The organism is Sphingobium sp. FG11 (genome assembly GCF_057809915.1).
Genome location: NZ_JBMDKW010000006.1, coordinates 170,575 through 194,003, shown reverse-complemented (window position 1 = coordinate 194,003; position 23,429 = coordinate 170,575). Strand labels below are relative to the sequence as shown.

At 62.2% G+C, this 23,429-nt stretch carries 22 protein-coding genes; 8 read left to right on the top strand and 14 right to left on the bottom strand.

The window, feature by feature from the left end:
• Positions 1-333 precede the first annotated feature (333 nt).
• The 3 genes from ACODSN_RS07695 to ACODSN_RS07685 form a co-directional block, all read right to left on the bottom strand.
• Positions 334-1,821, bottom strand: a complete 1,488-nt coding sequence (locus tag ACODSN_RS07695) for an aldehyde dehydrogenase (protein ID WP_489054372.1) — start codon at positions 1,819-1,821, stop codon at positions 334-336.
• Between the two features lie 78 nt (positions 1,822-1,899).
• Positions 1,900-2,427 carry a nuclear transport factor 2 family protein gene (locus ACODSN_RS07690; RefSeq protein WP_489054371.1) on the bottom strand — a complete coding sequence of 176 codons (528 nt, stop codon included), beginning with the start codon at positions 2,425-2,427 and terminating at the stop codon, positions 1,900-1,902.
• Positions 2,428-2,473: 46 nt separating this feature from the next.
• Positions 2,474-3,715 carry a CaiB/BaiF CoA transferase family protein gene (locus ACODSN_RS07685; RefSeq protein WP_489054370.1) on the bottom strand — a complete coding sequence of 414 codons (1,242 nt, stop codon included), beginning with the start codon at positions 3,713-3,715 and terminating at the stop codon, positions 2,474-2,476.
• 313 nt (positions 3,716-4,028) lie between these two features.
• Between ACODSN_RS07685 and ACODSN_RS07680 the strand changes: the two genes are divergently transcribed.
• The 4 genes from ACODSN_RS07680 to ACODSN_RS07665 all read left to right on the top strand — a co-directional run bounded on the left by ACODSN_RS07680 (position 4,029) and on the right by ACODSN_RS07665 (position 7,186).
• A complete protein-coding gene (locus ACODSN_RS07680) occupies positions 4,029-5,315 on the top strand; it encodes an acyl-CoA dehydrogenase family protein (protein ID WP_489054368.1) in 1,287 nt (428 codons plus the stop codon).
• Between the two features lie 38 nt (positions 5,316-5,353).
• The gene (locus ACODSN_RS07675; RefSeq protein ID WP_489054366.1) at positions 5,354-6,352 is read left to right on the top strand and encodes a phosphotransferase family protein; all 999 of its coding nucleotides are present in this window, start codon (positions 5,354-5,356) and stop codon (positions 6,350-6,352) included.
• Between the two features lie 131 nt (positions 6,353-6,483).
• Positions 6,484-6,816 carry a hypothetical protein gene (locus tag ACODSN_RS07670; RefSeq protein ID WP_489054365.1) on the top strand — a complete coding sequence of 111 codons (333 nt, stop codon included), beginning with the start codon at positions 6,484-6,486 and terminating at the stop codon, positions 6,814-6,816.
• Between the two features lie 40 nt (positions 6,817-6,856).
• Positions 6,857-7,186, top strand: a complete 330-nt coding sequence (locus ACODSN_RS07665; RefSeq protein ID WP_489054363.1) for a hypothetical protein — start codon at positions 6,857-6,859, stop codon at positions 7,184-7,186.
• Positions 7,187-7,241: 55 nt separating this feature from the next.
• On the opposite strand, the gene ACODSN_RS07660 is transcribed toward ACODSN_RS07665, so the two are convergent.
• Genes ACODSN_RS07660 through ACODSN_RS07650 form a run of 3 tightly spaced genes read right to left on the bottom strand, consistent with a single transcriptional unit; the run spans position 7,242 to position 9,661 of the window.
• A complete protein-coding gene (locus ACODSN_RS07660; protein WP_489054361.1) occupies positions 7,242-7,709 on the bottom strand; it encodes a MaoC family dehydratase in 468 nt (155 codons plus the stop codon).
• Positions 7,706-8,200, bottom strand: a complete 495-nt coding sequence (locus tag ACODSN_RS07655) for a MaoC family dehydratase (RefSeq protein ID WP_489054360.1) — start codon at positions 8,198-8,200, stop codon at positions 7,706-7,708. The genes ACODSN_RS07660 and ACODSN_RS07655 overlap by 4 nt, the downstream gene beginning before the upstream one ends.
• 30 nt (positions 8,201-8,230) lie before the next feature.
• On the bottom strand, positions 8,231-9,661 hold the full coding sequence (locus ACODSN_RS07650) for an aldehyde dehydrogenase family protein (protein WP_489054359.1): 1,431 nt from the start codon (positions 9,659-9,661) through the stop codon (positions 8,231-8,233).
• Positions 9,662-10,004: 343 nt separating this feature from the next.
• Between ACODSN_RS07650 and ACODSN_RS07645 the strand changes: the two genes are divergently transcribed.
• The 3 genes from ACODSN_RS07645 (at position 10,005) to ACODSN_RS07635 (ending at position 13,961) form a co-directional block, all read left to right on the top strand.
• Positions 10,005-11,033, top strand: coding sequence for an amidohydrolase family protein (locus ACODSN_RS07645; protein WP_489054358.1), 1,029 nt, complete (start codon positions 10,005-10,007; stop codon positions 11,031-11,033).
• A gap of 66 nt (positions 11,034-11,099) precedes the next feature.
• A complete protein-coding gene (locus ACODSN_RS07640; protein WP_489054356.1) occupies positions 11,100-11,837 on the top strand; it encodes an SDR family NAD(P)-dependent oxidoreductase in 738 nt (245 codons plus the stop codon).
• A 60-nt stretch (positions 11,838-11,897) separates the two neighbouring features.
• Positions 11,898-13,961 (top strand): 3-hydroxyacyl-CoA dehydrogenase NAD-binding domain-containing protein, encoded by a 2,064-nt coding sequence (locus ACODSN_RS07635; protein ID WP_489054355.1) that lies wholly within the window; start codon positions 11,898-11,900, stop codon positions 13,959-13,961.
• A 45-nt stretch (positions 13,962-14,006) separates the two neighbouring features.
• Here ACODSN_RS07635 and ACODSN_RS07630 read toward each other — a convergent pair whose 3' ends face one another.
• The 8 genes from ACODSN_RS07630 to ACODSN_RS07595 all read right to left on the bottom strand — a co-directional run bounded on the left by ACODSN_RS07630 (position 14,007) and on the right by ACODSN_RS07595 (position 21,891).
• Positions 14,007-15,164 carry an acyl-CoA dehydrogenase family protein gene (locus ACODSN_RS07630; protein ID WP_489054353.1) on the bottom strand — a complete coding sequence of 386 codons (1,158 nt, stop codon included), beginning with the start codon at positions 15,162-15,164 and terminating at the stop codon, positions 14,007-14,009.
• A 75-nt stretch (positions 15,165-15,239) separates the two neighbouring features.
• Positions 15,240-16,082: an NADPH-dependent F420 reductase gene (locus tag ACODSN_RS07625; RefSeq protein ID WP_489054352.1), complete on the bottom strand. Its 843-nt coding sequence runs from the start codon at positions 16,080-16,082 to the stop codon at positions 15,240-15,242.
• The gene (locus tag ACODSN_RS07620) at positions 16,040-16,906 is read right to left on the bottom strand and encodes an HpcH/HpaI aldolase/citrate lyase family protein (RefSeq protein WP_489054386.1); all 867 of its coding nucleotides are present in this window, start codon (positions 16,904-16,906) and stop codon (positions 16,040-16,042) included. The genes ACODSN_RS07625 and ACODSN_RS07620 overlap by 43 nt, the downstream gene beginning before the upstream one ends.
• A 146-nt stretch (positions 16,907-17,052) precedes the next feature.
• Positions 17,053-17,817 carry an SDR family NAD(P)-dependent oxidoreductase gene (locus ACODSN_RS07615; protein ID WP_489054350.1) on the bottom strand — a complete coding sequence of 255 codons (765 nt, stop codon included), beginning with the start codon at positions 17,815-17,817 and terminating at the stop codon, positions 17,053-17,055.
• Between the two features lie 12 nt (positions 17,818-17,829).
• Positions 17,830-19,011 (bottom strand): thiolase family protein, encoded by a 1,182-nt coding sequence (locus tag ACODSN_RS07610; RefSeq protein WP_489054348.1) that lies wholly within the window; start codon positions 19,009-19,011, stop codon positions 17,830-17,832.
• Positions 19,001-19,525 (bottom strand): nuclear transport factor 2 family protein, encoded by a 525-nt coding sequence (locus ACODSN_RS07605; protein WP_489054347.1) that lies wholly within the window; start codon positions 19,523-19,525, stop codon positions 19,001-19,003. Before ACODSN_RS07605 ends, ACODSN_RS07610 begins: the two co-directional genes overlap by 11 nt.
• A complete protein-coding gene (locus ACODSN_RS07600) occupies positions 19,506-20,642 on the bottom strand; it encodes an acyl-CoA dehydrogenase family protein (RefSeq protein ID WP_489054345.1) in 1,137 nt (378 codons plus the stop codon). Before ACODSN_RS07600 ends, ACODSN_RS07605 begins: the two co-directional genes overlap by 20 nt.
• A gap of 37 nt (positions 20,643-20,679) precedes the next feature.
• A complete protein-coding gene (locus ACODSN_RS07595; protein ID WP_489054343.1) occupies positions 20,680-21,891 on the bottom strand; it encodes an acyl-CoA dehydrogenase family protein in 1,212 nt (403 codons plus the stop codon).
• A 193-nt stretch (positions 21,892-22,084) separates the two neighbouring features.
• Between ACODSN_RS07595 and ACODSN_RS07590 the strand changes: the two genes are divergently transcribed.
• Entirely contained in the window at positions 22,085-23,419 is a 1,335-nt protein-coding gene (locus ACODSN_RS07590; protein WP_489054341.1) for an MFS transporter, read from the top strand.
• Positions 23,420-23,429 lie beyond the last annotated feature (10 nt).

Sequence of the window (23,429 nt, the reverse complement as noted above, 5' to 3'; positions counted from 1 at the left end):
AGGGACGTGTTCAAACATGGGTCACTTCTCAGTGGAAATTACTGGCCTCCCCGGGCCACTTCTCAGCGGCAATCAACAGCCTGCCGAAGCCGAGCAGCGATATTACGCCATGCTGGACGACGTTTCCATGACTGCGTAACTTAACCAAATGGCCTCCGAAAAACCCGGTGCGGTTCAAATGGACCTCGGTTCAGATCGACACCAAGATGGCCTGGACATACTGAGCTTTGAAGGTGAGGGGCGCGAGACTTGAGGTCAAGACCACGAATGGATGGGAGCGTCGCTCCACCGCGGAGTCATTTCCGATCATTCAATACGCTCATTATGATGGAATTATCTTTGGTCCAATGACCCAGGGTCCCGATCGAGCAGCACTGCTTTGCTTTCGAGATAAGGCCGCAATCCGTCGATTCCGCCCTCGCGGCCAATTCCCGACTGCTTGAATCCACCGAAGCCGATTGTCGGATCCGCGCGGAAGCCATTATGCCCCACGCCGCCCGAGAGCAGTTTTCTGCTAACGGCATAAGCCCGTGCGCTGTCTTCGGTGAAGACCGAAGCGTTGAGACCAAAGACGCTGTCGTTCGCGATCCGGATCATCTCCTCCTCTCCGCGTGCCGGTATGACGCAGATGACCGGCCCAAAAATCTCTTCACGCGCGATGGTGGAATTGTTGTCGACCCTGCCAAATATTGTCGGCTCGATGTAGAAGCCGCGGTTGAGATGAGCCGGTCGGCGCCCACCTGTCGCGAGTTGCGCGCCCTCTTCCTTGCCCTTTGCGATATAATCCTCAACCCGGTCGCGTTGACGAGCCATGGCCAGCGGACCCATGTCCGTCTGTGGATCATAGGGATCGCCAACTCGAATTTTCTGGAAGGAAGCGCTCAGCGCCTCGACGAAGTCATCGTGCCGGCTCTCCTCTATGATGACCCGTGTGAGGGCGGCGCAGACCTGCCCGGTCATCACCCGGGTCGATTGAGAAATTCTCTCCGCCGCGGTCTCGATGTCATAATCGTCGAGCACCAGGGCCGGCGATTTGCCGCCCAGCTCCAGGGTATAGCGGGCGAGGCGGTCACCGCATATCGAAGCGATATGCCGCCCGACGACGCTCGAGCCTGTAAAGCTGACCTTGTCGATGCCAGGGTTGCGGACCAGGGCTTCGGCGGCGCGCCGATCAGCGGTGACCACGTTGATGACGCCAGGCGGCAATCCGATCGCCTCCGCGATCTCCGCGATGACGTAGGCGGCGACGGGCGCTTCGGGGGAGGGCTTGATGACGACGGTGCAGCCCGCCAGCAGTGCCGGTGCCAGTTTGTAGGAGAGAAGGAACGGCGCGGCGTTCCAGGGGATGATGATCCCGACCACGCCGACAGGTTCGCGTACCAGCAGGCCGACACCGCCGTCATTGGCGGCGTGATGCTCGATGAACGGGAATGTGTCGGCAAGATCGGCATAATAGTCATAGATGGAAGGCAGGAACGCGGCGGTGTCCCGCGCTACCGCTAACGTCACGCCCATTTCATTGGGCCAGGCCTGCGCAATGTCTTCGGCCCGCTCGCTGAGCTTCGCGCTGAGGGCGCGCAGATAGCCGGCGCGTTCGGCATGGCTCAGCCGGGGCCAGGGGCCACTGTCGAACGCGTCCCGCGCGGCGGCCACCGCCCGATCGACATCGACTTCCATCGCCTCGGCAACGCTGAGGAAAACGGTTTCCGTGGCAGGCGCGATCACGTCCAGTTTCGCCTTAGTGGAGGGTCTTACCCATTGGCCGCCAATGAAAAACTGATCCGGATTTCGGATAATCCCGTAACCGTTGGAGCTTGCCATGAATATCTCCGTTTAGACAAATAGGGAATGGACAGTGCCTGGGATTCGGCTGACGGCAGGAACCGGAGGCACGGCTTGTCACCATTCCGCGTATATGGGATCGTTGGGATAGGTCCTGCCGATCACCGTTTCCGTCGGGAAATTGAAGATTCCCGTGAAGTCCTGCGCGCCTTCAAGCTCATTAGCCCAGTCGAATATGCAGGTGCGGCGCAGGACCTTCCATTCGCCGTCCCGCTGTTCGCACAGGTCTTTATACCGTCCCGCCAGGAATTGCGTGACGTTCCGGGTGGGGTGGATCATCACATAGAGGAATGCGGATTCGCACTTGGCCTGATTTCCAAGCAGCTCGATCAGCACGTTAGAACAGTGATGAATGGCGGAATGGCCTGACTTTTTCTGACCTTCATAAGCCATTTCACAAAAATCATGGCCGTTCCCGACGAAGCTGCCATGATTGTCCGTCGCGTCGGGCCAGTAGGTCGACTTCACCAGTTCCAGTTCCTTGCGATCCTGTCCGCGGCAGTATTTCATCAGATTTTCGGTGATCTTGTTTTTCTGAACAAGGTCATAAAGCTCCTGCGTGATATCGTCCGTCTTTGTCGTCATTGCTCTTCTCCTGAATCGAAGGGACCTGCCGCGGCGTGCCGCAAAATCAAAATTTGGCCGGAACACTCTCGACCATGATCGCGTCGACATCTGTCTCGGACAGCCCTGCATCGAGCAGTATCTCGCGCGTATGTTCGCCCAGGATCGGCCCCCGGCGAGCCACCCGGCCGGGTGTTTCTGTCATCTTGATCGGCACACCGGCGATCGTCACCGGCCCGGTCCCTGGGTTGTCGACATCGACCAGCATTTCGCGCACCCTGAAATGTTCGTCATCGCGGACATCGCCAATGTCCATCACCGGCCCAAAGGGTATTTTCCCACCCAGGCGTTCCACCAATTCCGCTTTCGTGAACGTGCGGGTACGGGCGCTGACGCATTCGATCAGGGCCAGTCGATGAATCTTCCTGCCGTCGCGACTGCAAAAACGGGGGTCGCTGCTCAATTCCGCTGCGTCCAGTTGCCGGCATAGGATCGGGAAGAATATATCCTGTTGTGCGGCGATGGTAACGAAACCATCCTTCGCCGGAAACATGCCGAATGGGCAGAGGAAGGGATGATGATTGCCTTCCGGTCCCGGCACCAGCCCCTGCACCGAATACTGCCATATCGTGCGTTCGCACACGGCGAGCACCGCATCGGTCATGGCGACATCGACAAATTGCCCCACCCCGGTGATCTTTGCGCGATAGATGGCGGCCAGCACACCAAAACCCAGCATCATGCCGGGGATGATGTCGCCGACGCCGGGTCCCACCTTGGTCGGCGTCGCCGGGTCCGGCCCGGTGATCGCCATGATGCCGCCCATGGCCTGGGCCACCACATCGAACGCCGGCCAGTCCAGATAGGGCGACGCGCCTGTGCGTGCATCGCCGAATCCGCGCAGCGCGCCATAGACCAGCCGGGGGTTGATATCGCGCAGCACCTCGTAGCTCAGGCCCAGCCGCTCCATCACCCCGGCGCGGAAATTCTCCACGACCGCATCACAATCGCGCACCAGCAGCTTGAAGGCTTCGCGGCCGCGCGGGGTCTTGAGGTCGAGGCAGACGCTATACTTGTTGCGATCCACGCTCTGGAAGTACCCGCCGAGCACGCGCTGGGTATCATCGTCGCGGAAAGGGCCGCTCGGTCGCGTGAGGTCGCCTGCCGGCGGCTCGACCTTGATGACCGTGGCGCCGTGATCTGCCAGCAGCATCGTGCCGAAAGGACCGGCGAGCATCTGCGTCAGGTCGATGATCTTCATGCCCGATAAGGCGCCGAATGGGGCTGCGTTGTCCGTCAATCCTGTCATCCCCATCCCATTAGTTACGTGATTTCACGCTCGAACACCCTCGAACTTCTCATGGCCCGAAGCAGGTCCAGCCCTGTGCATCTTTGGCGGAATTGGCCGGGAGGCAATGAAGAATGCAAGCGGCAGCGATTTCATTACGATTGCAATGTCCAGGGTCACTTGCCGGGCGCATCCGCACGGGGCAGCCATTGCAATTGTGATAGCCGACGGGGGCGACGCAAATTCTCTTGGCTTCGCCCCGGCACGGCGTCACGTAAAAGCCCAGCTTTGGGGGCGCAGGAGTGGCCGTTCTACAAGCGTCTGGAGGATGTCAGTGAGTTGGAATTTCGCAACCGATCCGGAGTTTCAGAAGGAACTCGACTGGATCGACCAGTTCGTTCGTGAGGAAGTCGAGCCGCTCGACCTTATCCTGGGCGCGCAGCATAATATTCACGATCCCCGTTTCGCAAAGCTGGTGCGCCCGCTGCAAAAGCGCGTGCAGGAGCGGGGCTTCTGGGCCTGCCATCTGGGGCCGGACATGGGGGGCAAGGGCTATGGCCAGCTCAAACTGGCGCTGATCAACGAGCTGGTCGGCCGCTCGCGCTTTGGCCCGATCGTCTTTGGCGCGCAGGCGCCCGATAGTGGCAATGCCGATGTGCTGGCCGAATATGGCACTCCCGAACAGAAGAAGCGCTATCTAGAACCGCTGCTCGCGAACGAGGTCGTGTCCTGCTTCGCCGTGACCGAGCCGCAGGGCGGGGCCGACCCGACGATGATCGAAACGACCGCCGTTCAGGATGGCGACGAATGGGTGCTCAACGGCCAGAAATGGTTCGCCAGCAGCGCATCGGTTGCCAGTTTCTTCCTCATCATGGCTGTGACCGACCCCGATGAACGCCCCCATCGGCGCACGTCCATGTTCATTGTCCCGGCCGATGCGCCGGGGATCGAGGTGATCCGCGACTATGGTTTTTACGGCCATATCCCGACCCACGCCCATATGCAGTGGACGAATGTGCGGGTGCCCGCCGACAGCCTGCTCGGCAAGCGGGGCGACGGCTTCATCGTCGCTCAGCAGCGACTGGGTGGCGGGCGCATGCATCATGCGATGCGCACCATCGCCCTGGCGCAAAGCGCGCTGGACAAGATGTGCGAACGCGCCGTGTCGCGCAGCACCAAGGGTGAATTGCTGGGCAATAAACAGCTGGTGCAGGCGCAGATCGCCGAATCCTGGGCGCAGCTTCGGCAGTTCCGCCTGCTCGTGCTGGAAACGGCGTGGCTGGCGGACAACGGCCATAGCTGGAAGGACCTGCGCAAAAATGTGTCGGCGGTGAAGTTCCTGATGCCGCAGGTGTTGCACGACATCGCCTCGCGCGCGCTCCAGATTCATGGGTCCCTGGGCCTGAGCGACCAGATGCCGTTCACCAGCATGATTATGACCTCTTACCAAATGGCCCTCGCCGATGGGCCGACCGAGGTGCACAAGGTGACGACCGCCCGCGAACTGCTCAGGGATGCGAAGCCCGCAAAGGGGCCGTTTCCCGACTATATGCTGTCCGAAAGACAGGCGGCGGCGCAGGCCAAGTTCGCGCAAGCTCTGGAAGGTGTCGAGGCGCAGTGACGGAGCCGTCTTCCGAGGTCGCGCGCCCGGACTTGTCGATGGATGCGCTGCTCGCTGCGTTGCTAAGCGGCGAGGCAGGTCGTTCCGTTACCGTGGATGAGGTCCAACCGCTTCCCGGCCATGCCGGGGTCGGTTTCAGCTTCATCGCCGATGACGGCGCGGCGCAACAAAAGCTGATCGTCCGCACCATCGCGGCCGATGCGCCATCCACCGGGCCGTCCGATGTCATTCGTCAGGCGCGGATCATGCAATCACTCGCCGGCACCGGCGTCCCGGTTCCGCCGATCCTCTCGTTCGGCGGCCATGACTCGCTGCTGGGGCGTCCCTATTTCATCGCCGGCTTTGTCACGGGGAGCGCCATTCCCGCGCGTGCCGCCGATCAGACGCCCGCCCATGCTGCATTGGCGCGCCGGGGCGTTGAGGTGATGGCGCAGCTCCACAAGGTCCCTGCCGCTGGTCTCACCGAAGTCTGGGGGCCGGTCCAGGCGCCGGCCGCCGAGTTCGACCGCCTGCTTCGGCTGTTCGACCGGCCGACGATCGATGGAAACCGGGCCGGCCGGATCGCGCTGCTCCGCGAACGGCTGATCGCCAGCATTCCGGACGGGTTCCATGCCGGCTGCGTCCATGGCGACATGCATTTCGGCAATATGATTTTCGGCCCCGACGATGTGCGCGCCGTGCTGGATTGGGAGATCGCGTTTCTGGGTTCGACGCTGCTCGATCTGGGCGCGCTGGCCTTCTATGCCGACCCCGACGCCGTGCTGCCGGACCATCGCTATCGCGCGGAACGCTGGGTGCTGTCCCCGTCGGAAATCACCGATATTTACCGGCACGCCGCCGGGCGCGCCATCGACGGAGGCACGATCCTGTGGCACCGCGCGATGGCGGGCTATCGCTTCGCGGTGATCGCGCTGTTCAACGAAATGCTGCATCGGCGCGGCAAGAAACATGATCCCATGTGGGCCGACCTCGTCCGCTCCGTGCCCATCATGGTGGAACGAAGCCTCGAAATTCTGAGCGCTTCGACTGCAATCTGATGGGCCGTTGCATATGCAATGAAATCCGTGCCCGCCACCGATCGAGTTGATTGTGAAACGGGCGATGTGCAGTCTGCGCGCTGAACAATGACGCGCGCGCGGCCCTGTCGCGTGACCGCTTGAGAGGATGGATGACCATGGACTTTGACCCCGCCGCCCTGGGCCTGATCGACGACGGATCGAAGATCGAGGTCAATATCAACCATGTTCAGCCGGGCCGCATGGAGGAAGCCATCGCCGCCTTTCAGGAAGCATTTGCCGATTATAAGCCGGAAGGCTTCAAAATCATCTACGCTTGTGCTGACCTCGCCAATAATCGCCTGATCTGGATTCATAGATATGACAAGGATTTCGATCTGGCCAACCGCTTCTACCTGGGCAAATATCCCAAGATTCCCATGTGCCTATGGGCCGGTTCGCGCTACGATGTTCTCGCGGCGTCGCCCGAAGAACTGCCGGTCTGATCTGCATCTGCCCTAACATCTTCAAATCGCCGAGGTATATATGAGCAGCCATTTCCCATCGCTTGAGCAACTCAAGGCCGGGCCGACCGTCGAACTCAAGGTGTATGAGGTCAAGACCGGCGGCTGGCCGCATTTCCTGAGCCGCTGGAGAAAGATCGTCAAACTCCGCCGGGCTGCCGGGTTCAAGGTCGAGTTCGCCGTAGCCGATATTCCCGGCAAACGCTTCATCTGGGCCGTCAGCCGCGATGACGACTTCGTCAATCAGAATCTCGATTATCTGAACAGTCCCGACCGGATAGCGGCCAACACAATATCCGACTATATCGCCTCATTCGAAATCCCGCACGTCATCACCATCCCGGTCGATTGACGCGGTAACGATGCTTTCGGCGCTGGTCCCGATCAGCGCCGGTCGCGCCGTTCGATCAGGGGCGTCGCTTCAGCAGGACCTTGCGATCGACCTGGGCGACGATCTCCTGCTTCTGGTTCACGCCATAGTGGCGGTACAGGATGACGCCCGCATCCGGGCGGTCTGCATCAGACTTTTCCAGCACCTCGGTATAGGCATACAGCGTGTCGCCGTGGAAGACCGACTTGCTCAGGCGGATATTGTCCAGCCCCAGTTCCGCGATGGCGTTTTCGCAGCAATCCTGCGCCGCCAGCCCCAGGACGATCGAGAAATTCACGCCGCCATAGGACACGACCTGCCCGAACCGGGTCCGCGACATCTTGTCCTCGTTGAAATGCGCATCCGCGCTGTTCATGACGAGGTTGGTGATGAGCACATTTTCAAGGTTGGAGATCGTCTTGCCCCGCGCATGGCGGATGACGGCGCCCACTTCGAAATCCTCGAAATAATTGTTGCTGCCGGTCAGGGATGTGTCAGCGTTCATTGATCGGTTCCTTCCCGGCGGCGAACCTGATTGGAGCGGCGGAAGCTGACGAGCAGATTGCCGTCCTCGTCGCGGCCCTCGGTTTCCCAGGTGACGATGCCGACGCTAGGATTGCTGCCCGAAATCCGCGCTTCGACCGTGGTGCTGCTCGCCGTCAGCGTGACTCCGGGATAGGCCGGGCGGTGATAGCGCAGGTCATAGACCCCCAGAAAAGGCCCGCCCGCCTCGCTGCAATCCTCGACGGACAAGCCCAGCGCGACGTTGAAGATCAGCTGTGGATTGAGCACGATATCGGGATGGCCTTGCTGTCTCGCATAGGCGCGGTTGAAATAAAGCGGGACGAAGCACAGCGTGATGGTGCTGAAAAGCGCATTGTCGCTCTCCGATATCGTGCGTCCCCAATGATGGTCGAACCGCTGCCCCACGAAGAAATCTTCGTAGAGATTGCCCTTCTTCCACAGCACGGCTTTTTCTAAAATTGCATTGGACATCGGCATTTCCCGTTCAGGATGCGGGGCTGGTCAGAGTTTGATCGTGATGCATTTAAGCTGGGTGTAATGGTGCAGCGCCTCAACGCCTTTTTCGCGGCCATATCCACTCTGCTTATAGCCCCCCAACGGCGTTTCGACGCCGCCTGCCATATATTCATTGATGTAGATTTGCCCCGCTTCCAGTTGCGACGCAACGCGATGCGCACAGCCAAGGTCACGGGTCCAGATTCCGGCGGCAAGGCCGTAATCGCTGTCATTAGCGATGCGAACTGCATCTGCTTCATCCTTGAAGGGGAGCACGGTAAGGACCGGGCCGAAGATTTCCTCGGTCGCGATCCTCATATCGGGACGGGCGTTGGTGAATATGGCGGGCCGGACATACCAGCCGCCCTGGCTTTCTTCCGCCCCCAGCACCTGGCCACCGGCGGCCAGCGTCGCGCCTTCCTCGACGCCCACGGCGATGTAGGACCGGACCTTTTCAAATTGTGCGGCGGTGGTGATCGCGCCGACATAGGCATCCGGCTGTGGCCCGACCTTCAGTGCCTCGACGGCCGCGACCAGTCGCGCGACAAAGGCGTCGTGGATCGACTCTTCGACAAGCAGCCTCGTGCCGGCGAGACAAACCTGGCCCGCATTCACACTGAAGGCTCTGACCGCCCCCGCCACGGCGATGTCTATGTCAGCATTGGCGAACACGATGTTGGCCGATTTGCCGCCCAGTTCCAGTGTGAGCGGGATGATGCGCTCCGCCGCAATCCGGCCGATTTCGATCCCGGCGCGCACGCTGCCGGTAAAGGCCACCTTGCGTATCAGCTTATGGCTGACGAGCGCCGCCCCGGCGTCTTTTCCCACGCCCTGCACGACATTCAGCACGCCGGGGGGCAGTCCGCATTCCTCCACGGCCAGGCGTGCAAGCATGGTCAGCGATCCGGGGGTTTCTTCCGACGGCTTGGCGACAACAACATTGCCGGCGGCAAGGGCCGGCGCGATGGCGCGGGCGGCCTGCTGCAACGGGGCATTCCACGGCACGATGACGCCGACGGCGCCGAATGGCTCGCGTAACGTATAGGAATGATAGGCCGGGCCTAGATTGATGATCTCGCCATGGCCGATGCTGACCAGCCCGGCATAGAATTCGAAATATTTGGCTACGACCTCGATCTCGATCGGTGACTGCCAGGCCGGCTTGCCGGTTTCGAGACCCTCAATGTCGGCGAAGCGGGTGATATGCTCCCGCAATTTCGTGGCGATCGCCTGCAGGATACGGCCGCGCGCCATTGGATGCTGGTTGCGCCACGCTGGAAATGCCTGCGCGGCATGCTGCACGGCGCGGTCGATATCCCCAGCCGATCCGGCAGCGACCTCACCGATCTTCTGTCCCGACGAGGGCGAGAATTTGTCGATGAAACGACCGCTATCCGGCTCGCTCTCCTGCCCGATGAAATGTAGGTGCCGGAACATCGCTTCCCCTGATCTCAAGCTGATCCCGGCATTGGATGCCGGCGTTTCATTGGACGCGTGGCCGCCATGGCGATCACGCGATCATCGCCCGGTGATCGTTGATGGTGGGCCGGTTGGCAATCTTCATTCGTCCGGACGCGATGCACATTTCATCCATAATATGGCCGCGTTCGGGGCTGGGGCACTCCGGTTTTTCGAAGGAAATGCATCGGCAGAAGCAGGTTCAATGCACTTGTAATAGCTTCAGACGCGCGCTTGCCACGACTTCAGCGGCGTAGCAGTCATCGCCGGTAAGAGATGCCGATAAGCGGTTCATTGCCGCAACGGGAAAAGGAGTTTGAAGATGGCCCAGTATAAGCCGGAGTGGCTTAGTCTCGTGCAGGAAGCGCCCATCAACCCGGATCTGCCGATCATCGATCCGCATTGCCATCTTTATGATGATCCGGTTCGCCGCGCGACCATGGGCGGCTTCATGACCGACGAGTTTCTCAAGGAAATCGCGGATTCAGGCCATCAGGTCGTGTCCACCGTCCATTGCGAGGCGTACAAGACCTTCGTCGATGCCGACGCCCCGCCCGAATTGCAGGCCGTGGCGGAAACGCGGGCGGCAACGCAGGTCGGCGAAGAGTCGCTGCGGCGCGATCCGGCCGGTCCGCGCCTGTCCGAAGGTATCATCTGTGCGGCCGATCTCACTTTGGGCGACCGGCTCGACGATGTGCTCGCGGCGCACCGGGAGGCGGCGAAGGGGCGGCTTCGCGGCGTGCGATCGTGGACCATGAGCGATCCCGACATCGCCTTGCCCTATGAAGCGGCGGTCGATCTGCTCGCCGACCCGGCCTTCGTCGCGGGCGCGAAGCGGCTGGTGGACCACAAGCTGACATGGGACGCGGCCGTGTTCCATCCCCAGATTCCCTATGTCGCGGCGCTGGCGGAAAAGGTGCCCGATCTGCCCATCATCCTCAACCATGTCGGCATCCCGATCTACACCGGGCGCTTCAAGGACAAGGCGCAGGAAACCTATCAGAACTGGCTGGCGATGATGACCGATCTCGCGCGCTATCCCAATGTCTATGTCAAGGTTTCGGGCCTGTTGATGGGCTTTTCGGGGCGCGCGTTTGACGATCATCCGACGCCGCCGACCTCGCAGCAGGCGGCCGACGCGATGGAGGATCATTATATCCCCACCATCGACCTGTTCGGGCCTGAACGCTGCATGTTCACCAGCAACTTTCCGCGCGATCGCCTGGGCATTTCCTACGGCGTCCTGTGGAATGCGCATCGCATTCTGGCGAGCCGCTACAGCGCGGATGAGCGTGCGGCCCTGTTCCACGGCACTGCGGCCAGGATCTATAAGCTGCAAAACCCCGCCTGACAGGATCGATGCAAGGGCGCGCCTCGGCCCGAAATTATTGCGATATCGAAATGAATGGAAGTGGATATGAACGGTGTGAACTTCGCCGGAAAGCAGGTGATCGTCGTCGGCGGCTCCAGCGGCATCGGTAACGCAACCGCCCGCGCCTTTCGCGACGCGGGCGCCGATGTGCTGGTCACGGGCACACGCGCGTCCGCCGCGGACTATGGCCTCGATGAAGCCGACAGCTTTGAAGGACTTGCCTATTCGCAACTGATTGTTGGGGATGCGGATTCGGTAGCCGCCTGGCAGCCCGATGTGGAGCGCCTCGACGTTCTGGTCCTGTCGCAAGGATCGGTCGCCTACCGCCGGCAGGAATTCGAGCCGGAGACATTCCGCCACATTGTCGACATCAATCTCAATTCCATGATGGACTGCGCCGTGCGGTTGAAGCCGCTGCTGGCCGCCAGTTCCGGCAACATCGTGACGATCAGCTCGGTGGGCGGGGTCCGCGCGACGATCGCCAACCCGGCCTATTCCGCGTCCAAGGCAGGTCTTATCCACCTGACCCATGTGCTGGGCGCGGCATGGGCGCGCGATGGCATCCGCGTGAATGGCATCGCGCCGGGGCTGGTGGAAACCAAGATGATTACGGTGACCACCGGCAATCCCGAACGTCTGGCCGAACGGCTGAAAGGAATCCCGCTGGGCCGCCTCGCCAGCCCGGCCGAGATCGCATCGATCGCCTTGTTCCTGGCCTCGCCGATGTCGAGCTACATCGTGGGCCAGACGATCATCGCCGACGGGGGCAGGACGCTGACCTGATCCGCTCGCCATCGGCCGCTTGCTGCCATGGCCGCAGCACAAGCAATTTGAGGAGTCTTTATGAACGACGTGGTGTTTCAGGAAAAGCGCGACGACATCGGCATCATCACGGTCGATGCGCCGCCGGTGAACGCATTCGGCATCGCGGTGCGGCGCGGGCTTCACGCCGCGTTCGATCAGTTCAAGGCGGACGATGCGGTCAAGGCGATCGTGGTGATCTGCGCGGGGCGGACTTTCTTCGCCGGCGCGGACATCGCCGAATTCGGCAAGGAACCGGAAGCGCCGCTGCTGGGCACGGTGTTTGCCGGCGTTGAAGATGCAGGCAAGCCGGTGATCGCCGCGATCCATGGATCGGCGCTCGGCGGAGGCTGTGAATTCGCGCTCGTCTGCAATTATCGTGTCGCCGTGCCGAGCGCGCGGATCGGCCTGCCCGAAGTCACGCTGGGCCTGCTGCCGGGCGCTGGCGGCACCCAGCGCCTGCCCCGTATTATCGGGCCGGAACTGGCCCTGGACCTGATGCTTTCGGGCCGCTCGATCGGTGCGGACAAAGCAATGCAGCTTGGCGTGCTGGACAAGATCATCCCCGAAGGTGCGCTGCTGGACGGCGCTCTGGAATTTGCTCGGTCGGTGCTGGCGGAAAACCGGCCGCTGGTGAAGATCCGGGATCGTCGCGACCAGATCGATCCATTCAAGGACAAGCCCGAAATCTTCGCCGCCGCGCGGGCCAAGGCTGCAAAGACCGCACGCGGCTTCATCGCGCCCGAAAATATCATCAAGGCCGTGGAAGCTGCCGTCGCCCTTACCTTCGACGAAGGCATGGCGCGGGAGCGGCAGTTGTTCGAGGAACTGCGCGATTCCACGCAAAGCGCGGCGCAGCGCTATTATTTCTTCGCCGAACGGCAGGGCGGCAAGGTGCCGGGTCTGTCCAAGGATTACGCGCCATTGCCGATCGCGCGCGTAGGCGTGATCGGCGCCGGCACCATGGGCGGCGGCATCACCATGAATTTCCTGAGCGCCGGCATTCCGGTGACGCTCGTGGAAACGTCGCGCGAGGCGCTGGACCGTGGCATCGGCATCATCCGCAAAAATTACGAGAATAGCGCCAAGCGCGGCCGCCTTACCGATGCGGAGGTGGAAAAGTGCATGGCGCTCATCACCCCTTCGCTCGACATTGCAGAGCTTTCTGACGTCGATCTTGTGATCGAGGCGGTTTTCGAGCGGATGGACGTCAAGCAGGAGATTTTCGGCAAGCTGGACAGGATCGCCAAGCCGGGGGCTATCCTGGCCAGCAATACCTCCTTCCTCGACCTCGATCAGATCGCGGCGGCGACCAGCCGTCCCGAAGCGGTGGTTGGCTTGCACTTTTTCTCGCCCGCCAATGTCATGAAGCTGTTGGAAATCGTGCGCGGGGCCAGGACATCCGATCAGGTGCTGGCGACGGCGCTGAAAATCGCAAGCCGGATCGGCAAGATGCCGGTCGTCAGCGGCGTTTGCGACGGCTTCATTGCAAACCGGATCATGACTCCGCGCCGCGAACAGGCCGACGCGCTGATATTGGAGGGCACCGCGCCCGCAGCGGTGGACAAGGCCGTGCATGATTTCGGCTTTCCGATGGGGCCGTTCGCGACGCTGGATCTGGTTGGTCTCGACGTCATCAACCGCAAGGAACCGTTTCGTACCGTCAAGCAGGACTTGCTGGATATCGGACGGCGCGGCCAAAAGGCGAACGCAGGCTTTTACGATTATGACGAAAACCGCAAATCCTCGCCTTCGCCACTGGTCGCCGGCATCATTGCGGACGTCGCCGCCGAGCGTGGTATCGCGCAACGCCCGCCGCTGAGCGATGATGAGATCATAGCCCGGCTTCTCTACCCGGTGGTCAATGAAGGCGCGCGCATCCTTGAGGACGGCATCGCCTCGCGCGCTTCGGATATCGATGTCGCCTGCATATTGGGCTACGCTTGGCCTCTCTATACCGGAGGGCCTATGTTCTGGGCGGATCAGGTGGGCCTGCCCCGGATCGTGGCCGGAATGCACCAGCTTGCGCGGGACTATGGTCCTCGTTTCGAACCGGCCCGCTTGCTGGTGGAAAAGGCTGAATCCGGCGGCAGCTTTACCGGCTGAGTGTCAGTACGGCGGCGGGCGCAGCGCCGGCCGCCGTACTGACACTCAGCCCTCTTTCTTGCCGACCGGCTTACCGAGCATCGCGTCCGAAATGATGCGAAGCTGGATTTCCGACGTGCCTTCAAAGATCTTCGTCAGTCGAGCATCGCGCCAGAAGCGTTCGATAGGATGGAGCGTGGTGTAAGCCGCGCCGCCCACGATTTGCAGTGCTTCGCTCGTGACTTCTTCGGCCATTTCGGCGGCCAGATATTTGATCATGGAGGTTTTTACCTTCGCAGGCCGCCCAGCGTCGATTTCTTCGCAGACATGGTACAGTAGCTGGCGGGCGGCCTCGATTTTGGTGGCCATCATCGCGATTTTGAAGCGGATCGCCTGAAAATCCGAAATCGGCTGCCCGAACTGCACACGTTCGTGCGCATAGCCGACGGCATGGTCCAGCGCCGCTTGCGCCAGGCCGATTGATCTGGCGCCGGTCTGCGCACGCGCCAGTTCAAGAGCGTGAGCGGTGTTCTGAAACGCGCGCCCCGTATCGTCCGCTTCCGGATCGGCGGGCACGCGCACGCCATCAAAATATAGTTCCCAGGTCTTCCACCCGAAATAGCCGATCTTCGGGATCGGCGAACCGCTGACGCCCTGGGGCAATTCGCCACGCGGCTTGTCTACGTTCAGACTGATGGTGCCTGCTTTGAGGCCCTGTCCATCCTCGATACGGCAGAGTACACGGATGAAATCCGCGCCGTCAGCAAAAGTGCACCAATATTTGTTGCCAGTAATGATCCATTCGTCGCCCTCACGGCGGGCGCGGCACGATACGCCAGAGAGATCCGATCCTGTGCCAGGTTCGGACAAGGCAGCGGCTCCCAGATAGCGGCCCTGCGCCATCGCAGCTATTTTCCGGCTCTTTTCTTCACTTGCTCCGCTGACGCCGCGATAAAAGGCGTTGCCACGCGCGGGCAGGCTGGCGACGCTCATCCAGCCCTTGGCCAGTTCTTCGGTGACGAGGCAATATTCATAGGCGCCAAGTCCGAGTCCGCCCAGCTCCTCCGGGATGAGAATGCCGAAGAAGCCGAGCTCACCCATACGGTCGATCAGCGTGAGCGGGAAATCTGCCTTTTCGGGATCCAGTCGATCTGCCAGCGGACGCACTTCGTTGCGGGTAAAATCTCGAGCAAGCTGCTGTATCATGAGCCGCTCTTCGGTCATGCCGCTCGCGAAACCGGTTGGCTGGCGCGTATCCATTTTGGGGTTCCTTCGATGCTCGCTTCAGGCCGCCTGGCTTCAGGCCGGGCCGTCGCTGTTGCTGGCCTGATAGCTGCGGATGATCTTTACCCGGTCACCCGGTCCAGCGCTTTCCCAGCCCTCCAGCAGTTCCCTGGTAAACGCGTCGCGGATCGCCGGAGCGGCCGCGCGGTTCGCCGCTGCCAAGGCGCAGGGCAGCTCCGCCAGTGTCAGATCGGTGCAATAGGCAGCGGTGCCCGGCTGCTGCCGCCACGATTCCGCCAGCGGGCCGGCATCGAACGGGTCGAACCCCGACAGATCGACCAGATTCATCACGATCCGCTTGGCGCGGGGATCGTCGCCCGCCACGGGCAGGGCAATGCGTCCGGGCGTGCCCGAAGCCCTGCTTTCGTCGCGCAGGCTTTCGGCGATGATGCTGTTATAGGCCTTGACGACCGGACGCCCGAGTTGGCGCGATACCCACAGGCTTTCGATTTCCCCAGCCTCGATTGCCTCGATCGGCGGATCGCGGTGAGGCATATAGTTGCCGGTATCCACGATCACGAGGTCGTCACCGGCTCTGGCGAACAGGTCGGCGGGCAGCGCTGCTATGCTCTTCTGCGGGATGGAAACGAACACCACATCCGCTCCATCCACCGCCTGCGCGGTCGATCCGGCCCGGCCCCCCACTTGCGACGCCAGATCGGTCAGGCTCTCCGCACCGCGCGAGTTGGAAAGAATCACATCGTGGCCGGCAGCCGCATATCTTCCTGCCAATATGCCGCCGATCTTGCCGACGCCGATCATGCCGATCTTCATGACTGCTCTCCTGTAATAGTTTGCGCGCCTTGCGCCGCGGCTTATCGAACCAGCGACCGGGCGATGGCCATGAGCCGGCGGCATTGTTCCAGATGCAGCAGCTCCACCATCTTGCCGTCCACCTTCAACACGCCGGAACTCGCATTCTCGGGCTTTTCAAAAGCCTCGATCACCGCCGTCGCGAAGCCGATCTCGGCCTCTGTCGGGGAAAAGACGCTGTTCGCGGTGTCGATCTGGCCGGGGTGGATCAGCGTCTTGCCGTCGAACCCGAATTCCAGCGCCTGCCAGCATTCCGCCTCCAGCCCCGGCGCATTCTGCAAATCATTATAGACCCCGTCGACGATCGTCAGGCCCGCCATCTTCGCGGCTGTCACCGCCAGGCACAGCTGCGGCGCCAGTGCGGCGCGGCCGGCGACCAGCCGGGCGTTGGTTTCCTTGCACAGATCGTTGGTGCCCATGACGAAAGCGGCAAGGCGCGTCTCCCGCGCGCTGTCGGCGATGGTGGGCAGGTTGAAGATCGACCGGGCAGTTTCGATCATGATCCATAGCCGGGTGCGGGAGTGGAGCGATGCCATCAGGGCGTCATAGGCGCGGACGTCGCCAGCGGTTGAAATCTTGGGGGCCAGCACGGCATCGGGGGCGACGGAGGATGCGGCGATGGCGTCCATATCCGCGCGGCCCCATGGCGTGTCCAGGCCGTTGACGCGCACCACGACTTCGCGGTGGCCAAAGCCACCTTCTGCGACAGCTTCCAGCGCGCGGGTGCGAGCATCGGCCTTTTCATCCGGCGCGACCGCATCTTCAAGGTCGAGGATGATGGCGTCGCAATCCAGGCTGCGCGCCTTGGCGATCGCCTTGGCGTTGGAGGCTGGCATGTACAGTACGCTGCGGACCGGCTTATATTCCATTTTAGACACAAATGCTCCGTGAAGATGCCGCTCAGCTTCTGGCAGCTCTGTTCTAGGGGCGCGGACCGGCTGTTTATCAAGTCCAATCGACTATTCGGGTCCTGTTGATTGCATCAGTAATGATGCAGCCCGTTGCGCCTTCTGCATTATCGCGGCGGCATGCGAATGGCGCCGTCCAGGCGGATCGTCTCTCCGTTGAGCATGGGATTTTCGATGATCTGCCCGACCATCATCGCAAATTCCGACGGTCGCCCGAGACGAGCAGGGTGGGGGACCGCTTTGCCCAGCGCATCCAGCACGTCCGGCCCGAAGCGTGACAGGATCGGCGTATCGAAGGTGCCCGGCGCGATCGTGCAGACCCGGATGCAATGCCGCGCCAGATCGCGCGCGGCGACCAGCGTCATGCCGACGATCCCGGCCTTTGCCGAGGCATAGGGGATTTGACCGATCTGCCCTTCGAACGCCGCGACGGAGGATGTGAGGACCACGACGCCCCGGTCGCCGTCGATCGGTTCATTCTTCGCCATGCGGGCCGCGCCTTGGCTGAGCACGTTGAATGAGCCGATCAGGTTCACGCGCACGATCTCCTCGAACAGGTCAAGCGAGCCGGGATCGCCGCTCCGCTCGACGACGCGCACCGTGCCGCCACGGCCAGCGCAGTTGATGACGGCGCGCAGCGGCGCGATCTGCACCGCAGCATCGAACGCCGCCGCCATCTGCACCGAATCGGTGACATTGGCGGACACGAACCGCGTGCCGCCGCCGATTTCGCTGGCCACCGCAGCGCCCGCCGAGCTTTCCAGATCGGCGATGACGACGCTGGCACCCTGACCGGCCAGCCGCTCCACCGTCGCCCGGCCCAGGCCCGATGCGCCGCCGGTCACGACCGCCGAAAATCCACTGATGTTCATTCTATCGTATCCTCACAGTCGTTCGATGATCGTGGCGTTCGCCTGTCCGCCCGCCTCGCACATGGTCTGCAAGCCGAACCGTCCTCCGGTTTCTTCCAGCCCGTTCAGCAGCGAGGCGAGCAGGCGCGTGCCCGAAGCGCCCAGCGGGTGCCCCAATGCGATCGCCCCGCCGCGCGGATTGAGACGCGCGGGATCGATCTGCATTTCCCGCTGCCAGGCCAGTGGCACCGAAGCGAAAGCCTCGTTCACCTCGAAATGGTCGATGGCGTCCGCCGTCAGCCCGGCCTTGCGCAGCACGCGCCGGGTCGCGGGGATAGGAGCCGTCAGCATCAGCAGCGGATCGTCGGCGATGACGTCCAGCGCGACGATGCGGGCGCGCGGCGTCAATCCCAGTCGCGCCGCCGCCGCTTCGGCCATGACCAATGTCATCGCCGCCCCGTCGGTTATTTGCGATGAATTGCCCGCGGTCACGCTCCAGTTGATCTGCGGGAATTCGGCGGCGATCGCATCATTGTTGAACGCGGTGCTCAATTGGCCCAGCCCTTCGACGGTCGTGCCGGGACGGATCGTCTCGTCCTCGCCGACCGTGCCTTCAGGGGTCACGATCGGCACGATTTCGCGCGCCAGTGAGCCGTCGCGCCGCCGGGCGTCGGCCAGGTCATGCGAACGGACGGCGCAGGCGTCCATCTCCTCCCGGCTGATCTGCCAGCGTGCGGCGACCAGTTCGGCCGCCACGCCCTGTCCGACATCCACAGGGTAGCGCGCGCGATAGCCTTTTCCGAATACGTCTTGCCCCAGCCGGGCACTGCCCATCGGCACGCGGCTCATCGATTCGATGCCGCCCGCCAGCGCGATCTGATAATCGCCCGAGGCGATGGCCTGCACCGCAAAATGCAGCGCCTGCTGGCTCGACCCGCAACGCCGGTCGACCGTGGTGGAAGGGACATGGACAGGCAGTCCGGCGGCCAACCAGGCAGAGCGGCCGGGCGGAAAGCCCTGTTCGCCTGCCTGGCTCACGCAGCCGACGACGACATCGTCGACAAGCGCGGGATCCAGCGACGAATTGCGCGCCAGAAGTCCGGCGATCGTTTGCGACAGTAAATCGACCGGATGGAGCTGGCTCAGCGATCCGCCAGCCTTGCCGCGCCCCATCGGAGACCGCACGATATCGACGATCACGGGATTATTCTGCATGGTCCTGTTCCTGTTTACAGCATGTCGCCGGGCCTAGGGGGCGTCCGAAGGCGCGGGCGGAGATGACCGGGTTGATATATTCGCGGACATGCGCGATCCGCCCGTCGCGGATATCGTAGCGGAAGATGTAGCGGTTTCGGTATGCTGTGCCGTCGACCATTGTGATGTCGCCGCGCTGTTCGATGAACAACCGGCTTCCGTCCGCCAGGATCGACAGATCGACATCCTCTAATGCGCCAAAGCGCATGTCGCGCGAGAGCGTATCGCGCCAGAATGCAATGATCGCATCCGCTCCTGTGAAGCGCCGGCATTCAGCGGGATCGCTCGACCCGCTTTCGGAAAAGGGAAATTCATACACAGCGTCGGGCGTCAGCGCCTCCCGCAGCGCATCCATGTCGCGCCGCCCGATCGCGGTGTAAAATCGTGCGACGGCGGCTTTCGCGATCCGGCGTAAGGCGGGATCGTCACGCGGTGCGTCGTCACTGCGCAGGAACTCAGCCAGCGTGCTGGGCATGGGCCGCTGCACCGAACGACGCCGCTTCATAGCGCTGGAAATGAAATTCCGTGGAACCCAACTGATGCGCGATGGCGACCAGACGGGTGAAATAATCGGCGACCGGCAATTCCTTGGTCATGCCCATGCCGCCATGAATCTGCACGGCGGCCTCGCCCACGAAACGGGCGGACTGGTCGATCAGGACCTTCGCCGCCGCGACCGACCTCGCCCGGTCGTCGGCTGCGCCGGAAAGGCTGGCGGCCGCCATGACCGTCATGGACGCGCTTTCCTCGACCTTGATGAACATTTCCGCCATGCGATGCTGAAGCGCCTGAAATTCGCCGATCGCCTTGCCGAACTGTTTGCGCTGTTTGGAATAGTCCACCGTCCATTCCAGCAACTTGCGCTGAATACCCAGCGCCTCGGCGCAGAGCACGGCGAGGCCCGCATCGAACGCAGCGGCCAGCCTGTCGGCCGCATCGCCGCCCTGCGCGATCAATGCGTCGGCCGGAACGACGACGGCGTCAAAAGCAATGTCGGCGCAGCGCCCTCCGTCCACCAGTCGCGCGTCCTCACGTTCGATGCCGGGCAGATTGGCCGGGACGAGGAACAGCCCAAGGCCCGAGGCGCCGCCCAGATCCGCGACAAGGATAAAATGCGTCGCCCTGGCGGCTTGGCGCACCAGCGGGACGTGGCCTGACAGGATAAAGCCCCCTTCGTTGACCTGCGCGGCGATTGAGCCTTTGCCGCCCGACGCGGAGACTGGCCAGTCGATGGCGGGAATGACGATCCGTTCTCCCGCCATAACCGCCTGAAGAGTCTCGTTGCCCGCGCCTGTCAGCAGCGGTTCGGCCATGACGATGGATTCCAGCCAAGGCTCGACCGACAGGGCTTTACCCAGTTCCTCCATGACGATCATATTGCCAGCCGCGCCCGCCCCGAAGCCGCCAATGGCTTCGGCAAAGGGCGCTGCCAGCAAACCAAGCTCGGTGGCGAATGCGCGCCAGATATCCGGCGAAAAGCCGGCGGTCGTCCTGACGGTCTCGCGCCGCTTTTCGAAGGGGAATTCGTTGTGAAGGAATGCCGCGAGCGTCTCACGCAGCATGGTCTGTTCATCACTATATTCGAAATTCATCTGTCGCATCCATCCGTCGCAGCCGCCGAAACTGGGGTCAGAGCCCGAGTGCCCGTTTGGCGATGATTTCCATCTGGATCTCATTCGACCCGCCATAGATGGAGGCTTTGCGCATATTGAGATAATGGTCGGCCGCACGCCGCGCGCGTCTGGGTCCGGCCATGCCGCCGTCACTAGCGGGCGGCTTGCCGTCATGATCGATCAGGCCGTGCGGCCCGGCCGCTTCCATCGTCAGTTCCATCGCACGTTGCGCGATCCTGGTGCCACGCGTCTTCAACAGGCTGAGCAGTGGCGTCGCATCCTGACCGGCGTTGATTGCTGCCAGTACCCGCAGGTCCGACACTTCAAGCGCCATCAGTTCGATCTCCAACTGGGCGATCTGGCGTCTGAGGGCAGGGGTGTCGATCAGGCGAGCGCCATGACCGTCCGTCCGCTCCGTCGCCAGCGCCCGCAATTTCTTGACCCGGTTCTTCGACCGGCTGACCTCCGCCAGATTGGATCGTTCATGCTGGAGCAAGTATTTTGCGCAGGTCCAGCCCTTATTCTCGTCGTGAATGCGGTTTTCGACCGGAACGATGACATCGTCCAGCCAGATCTCGTTGACTTCCAGATCGCCGCCCAATGTCTCGATCGGCCGAACGGTCAGGCCGGGGCTGGTCATATCGATCAGCAGAAAGGATATTCCTTCCTGTTTCTTCACGGTGGCGTCGGTGCGCACCAGGAAAAACCCCCAGTCGGCATGTTGCGCATAGGTCGTCCAGGTTTTCTGGCCGTTGACGCGATAATATTCCTTGCCGTCATCGCCGCGAAATCGTTCGGCGGTGGTGCGCAGACTGGCCAGATCCGATCCCGCGCCCGGCTCGCTGAAGCCCTGGCACCACCAGCTTTCGGCGCGAATGATCGGCGGCAGAAAGCGCGCCTTCTGTTCCGGCGTGCCGAAATGCTGGATCACCGGACCACACATGGAAACGCCCATGGAAAAGACTCGAATGGTGTCCGCTGCTTCCAGTTCCTCCCTGAAGATGTGCCGCTGGGTCAGGGTCCAGCCGGTCCCGCCATATTCCGTCGGCCAACTCGACCCGAGCCAGCCCTTGCCTGCGAGTATCCGCATCCAGACCATATAGTCTTCGCGACTATATTCTTCATTGTTCGAAGTTTTATCGCGCAGATATTGCGGATATTCCCTGGCGATGAAATCCGCCACTTCACGGCGGAAGTCCTCATCGCCTGATGTGAATATCGGGTCCATGCCAATCCTCTAGATCTTCATTTTGCGTGTTTGCCCGGAACATGACTATATCCAGACCTTGCAGCAAGTGTCGCTGGACCGTGATTATCTCGTCGCGCGCGTTATCTCATATGCAATCCCTCCGCGCGTGACCTGATTAGGCCTGCCGCCTAGTGTCGGCGCAGGCGACAAAGGCCAAAGGAGAGACCAGAACATGCCCGCATCGATCGGACCTGACGCGTCCCGCTCTGTCGAATCACCCGCCCGGCCGTGGCTGATTCTCGCGATGCTGTCGGCGCTCTATGTCTTTTCGCTCATCGACCGACAGATTTTCGTTCTGTTGATCGGCCCGATAAAGGCGCAGTTCCAACTGAGCGACGTGCAGATCGGCCTGTTGATCGGTACAGCCTTCGCGGCAGTCTATTCGTTTCTGGGTATTCCGGCGGGCCGCATCGCCGATCACGGTAATCGGAAGCTGTTGATCGTAGCGGGGGCGATCATCTGGTGCCTTTCGACCATCGCATCGGGGTTCGCCGCCAGCTATGTGGCTCTGGTCCTGCTCCGGCTGGGTCTCGCCGCTGGTGAGGCGGTGCTGACCCCGGCCGCACATTCGATGATCGGCGATCTGTTCCCGCCCGAAAAGCGCAGCCTCGCAGCCAGCCTCTATACGTCGGCCGGTTTAATTGGTGCGCCTTTGGCCTTTTCCGGCGGCGCACTGGTTATCGCCGGTCTGGAAGGCGTGATCGCAAGTGGCGCGCCCATCAAGATGCAGATTTGGCAGTTGGTGCTGTTTGTGGTGGGCCTGCCTTCGATGGCCCTGGCAATCCTGTTCCTGCTGGTGGTGCGCGAACCTCAGCGGACGAGCGAGCCGGGGCAGCCGCTCGCCAGGGGCGATATCCTGCGCCAGATCGCCTCCCGCAAGAAACTCTATGGCGGCCTTTTTTTCAGCTCGGTCCTCGCGTCGGGGTGCAGCTATGCGCTGAATTACTGGACGATCGAGTCGCTAAAGCGAGATTTTGGCTGGTCTGCGGTGGAGGCCGGATCGGCTTTCGGTCCGGTCATTTTCATAGCGAGCGTAGCCGGCGTGATGAGCGCACCCTGGATCACCACCCGCCTTAAAGCACGCGGACGGGCCGATGCCGTCATTCTGGTCAGCTTCGCCTTCGTGGCCACGGCTTTCCTGTCCCTCTCCATCGGTCCGGTCCTGTCCAATCCCGTGCTGCGGCTGGCGTTGATCGGGCTGGGTCTGGCGGGAACGCTGGGTGGCAGCATGAATATTGTGATCTCCATGCAAGAGGTTGCGCCCGGCCGGATGCGGGCGACCTTCGTGGCTTTGCTGTATATGGGCATCACCTTGTTTGGCGCCGGGGCTGTGCCCGTCGTGGTCCCCGCGGTCGGCGCGATGCTGGACCAGACGGGTGGGCTGAGCGGCGGGCTTGCGATCGTCTGCGCGTCGCTCAGCGCAATTGGCCTGTTGCTGCTCTGGGGAGTACGCGCCGATTTCGAACGCGAAGCGATCGCCGGCTTTCCCGCCGTTCAGGCTTGCTGATAGGGGTGGG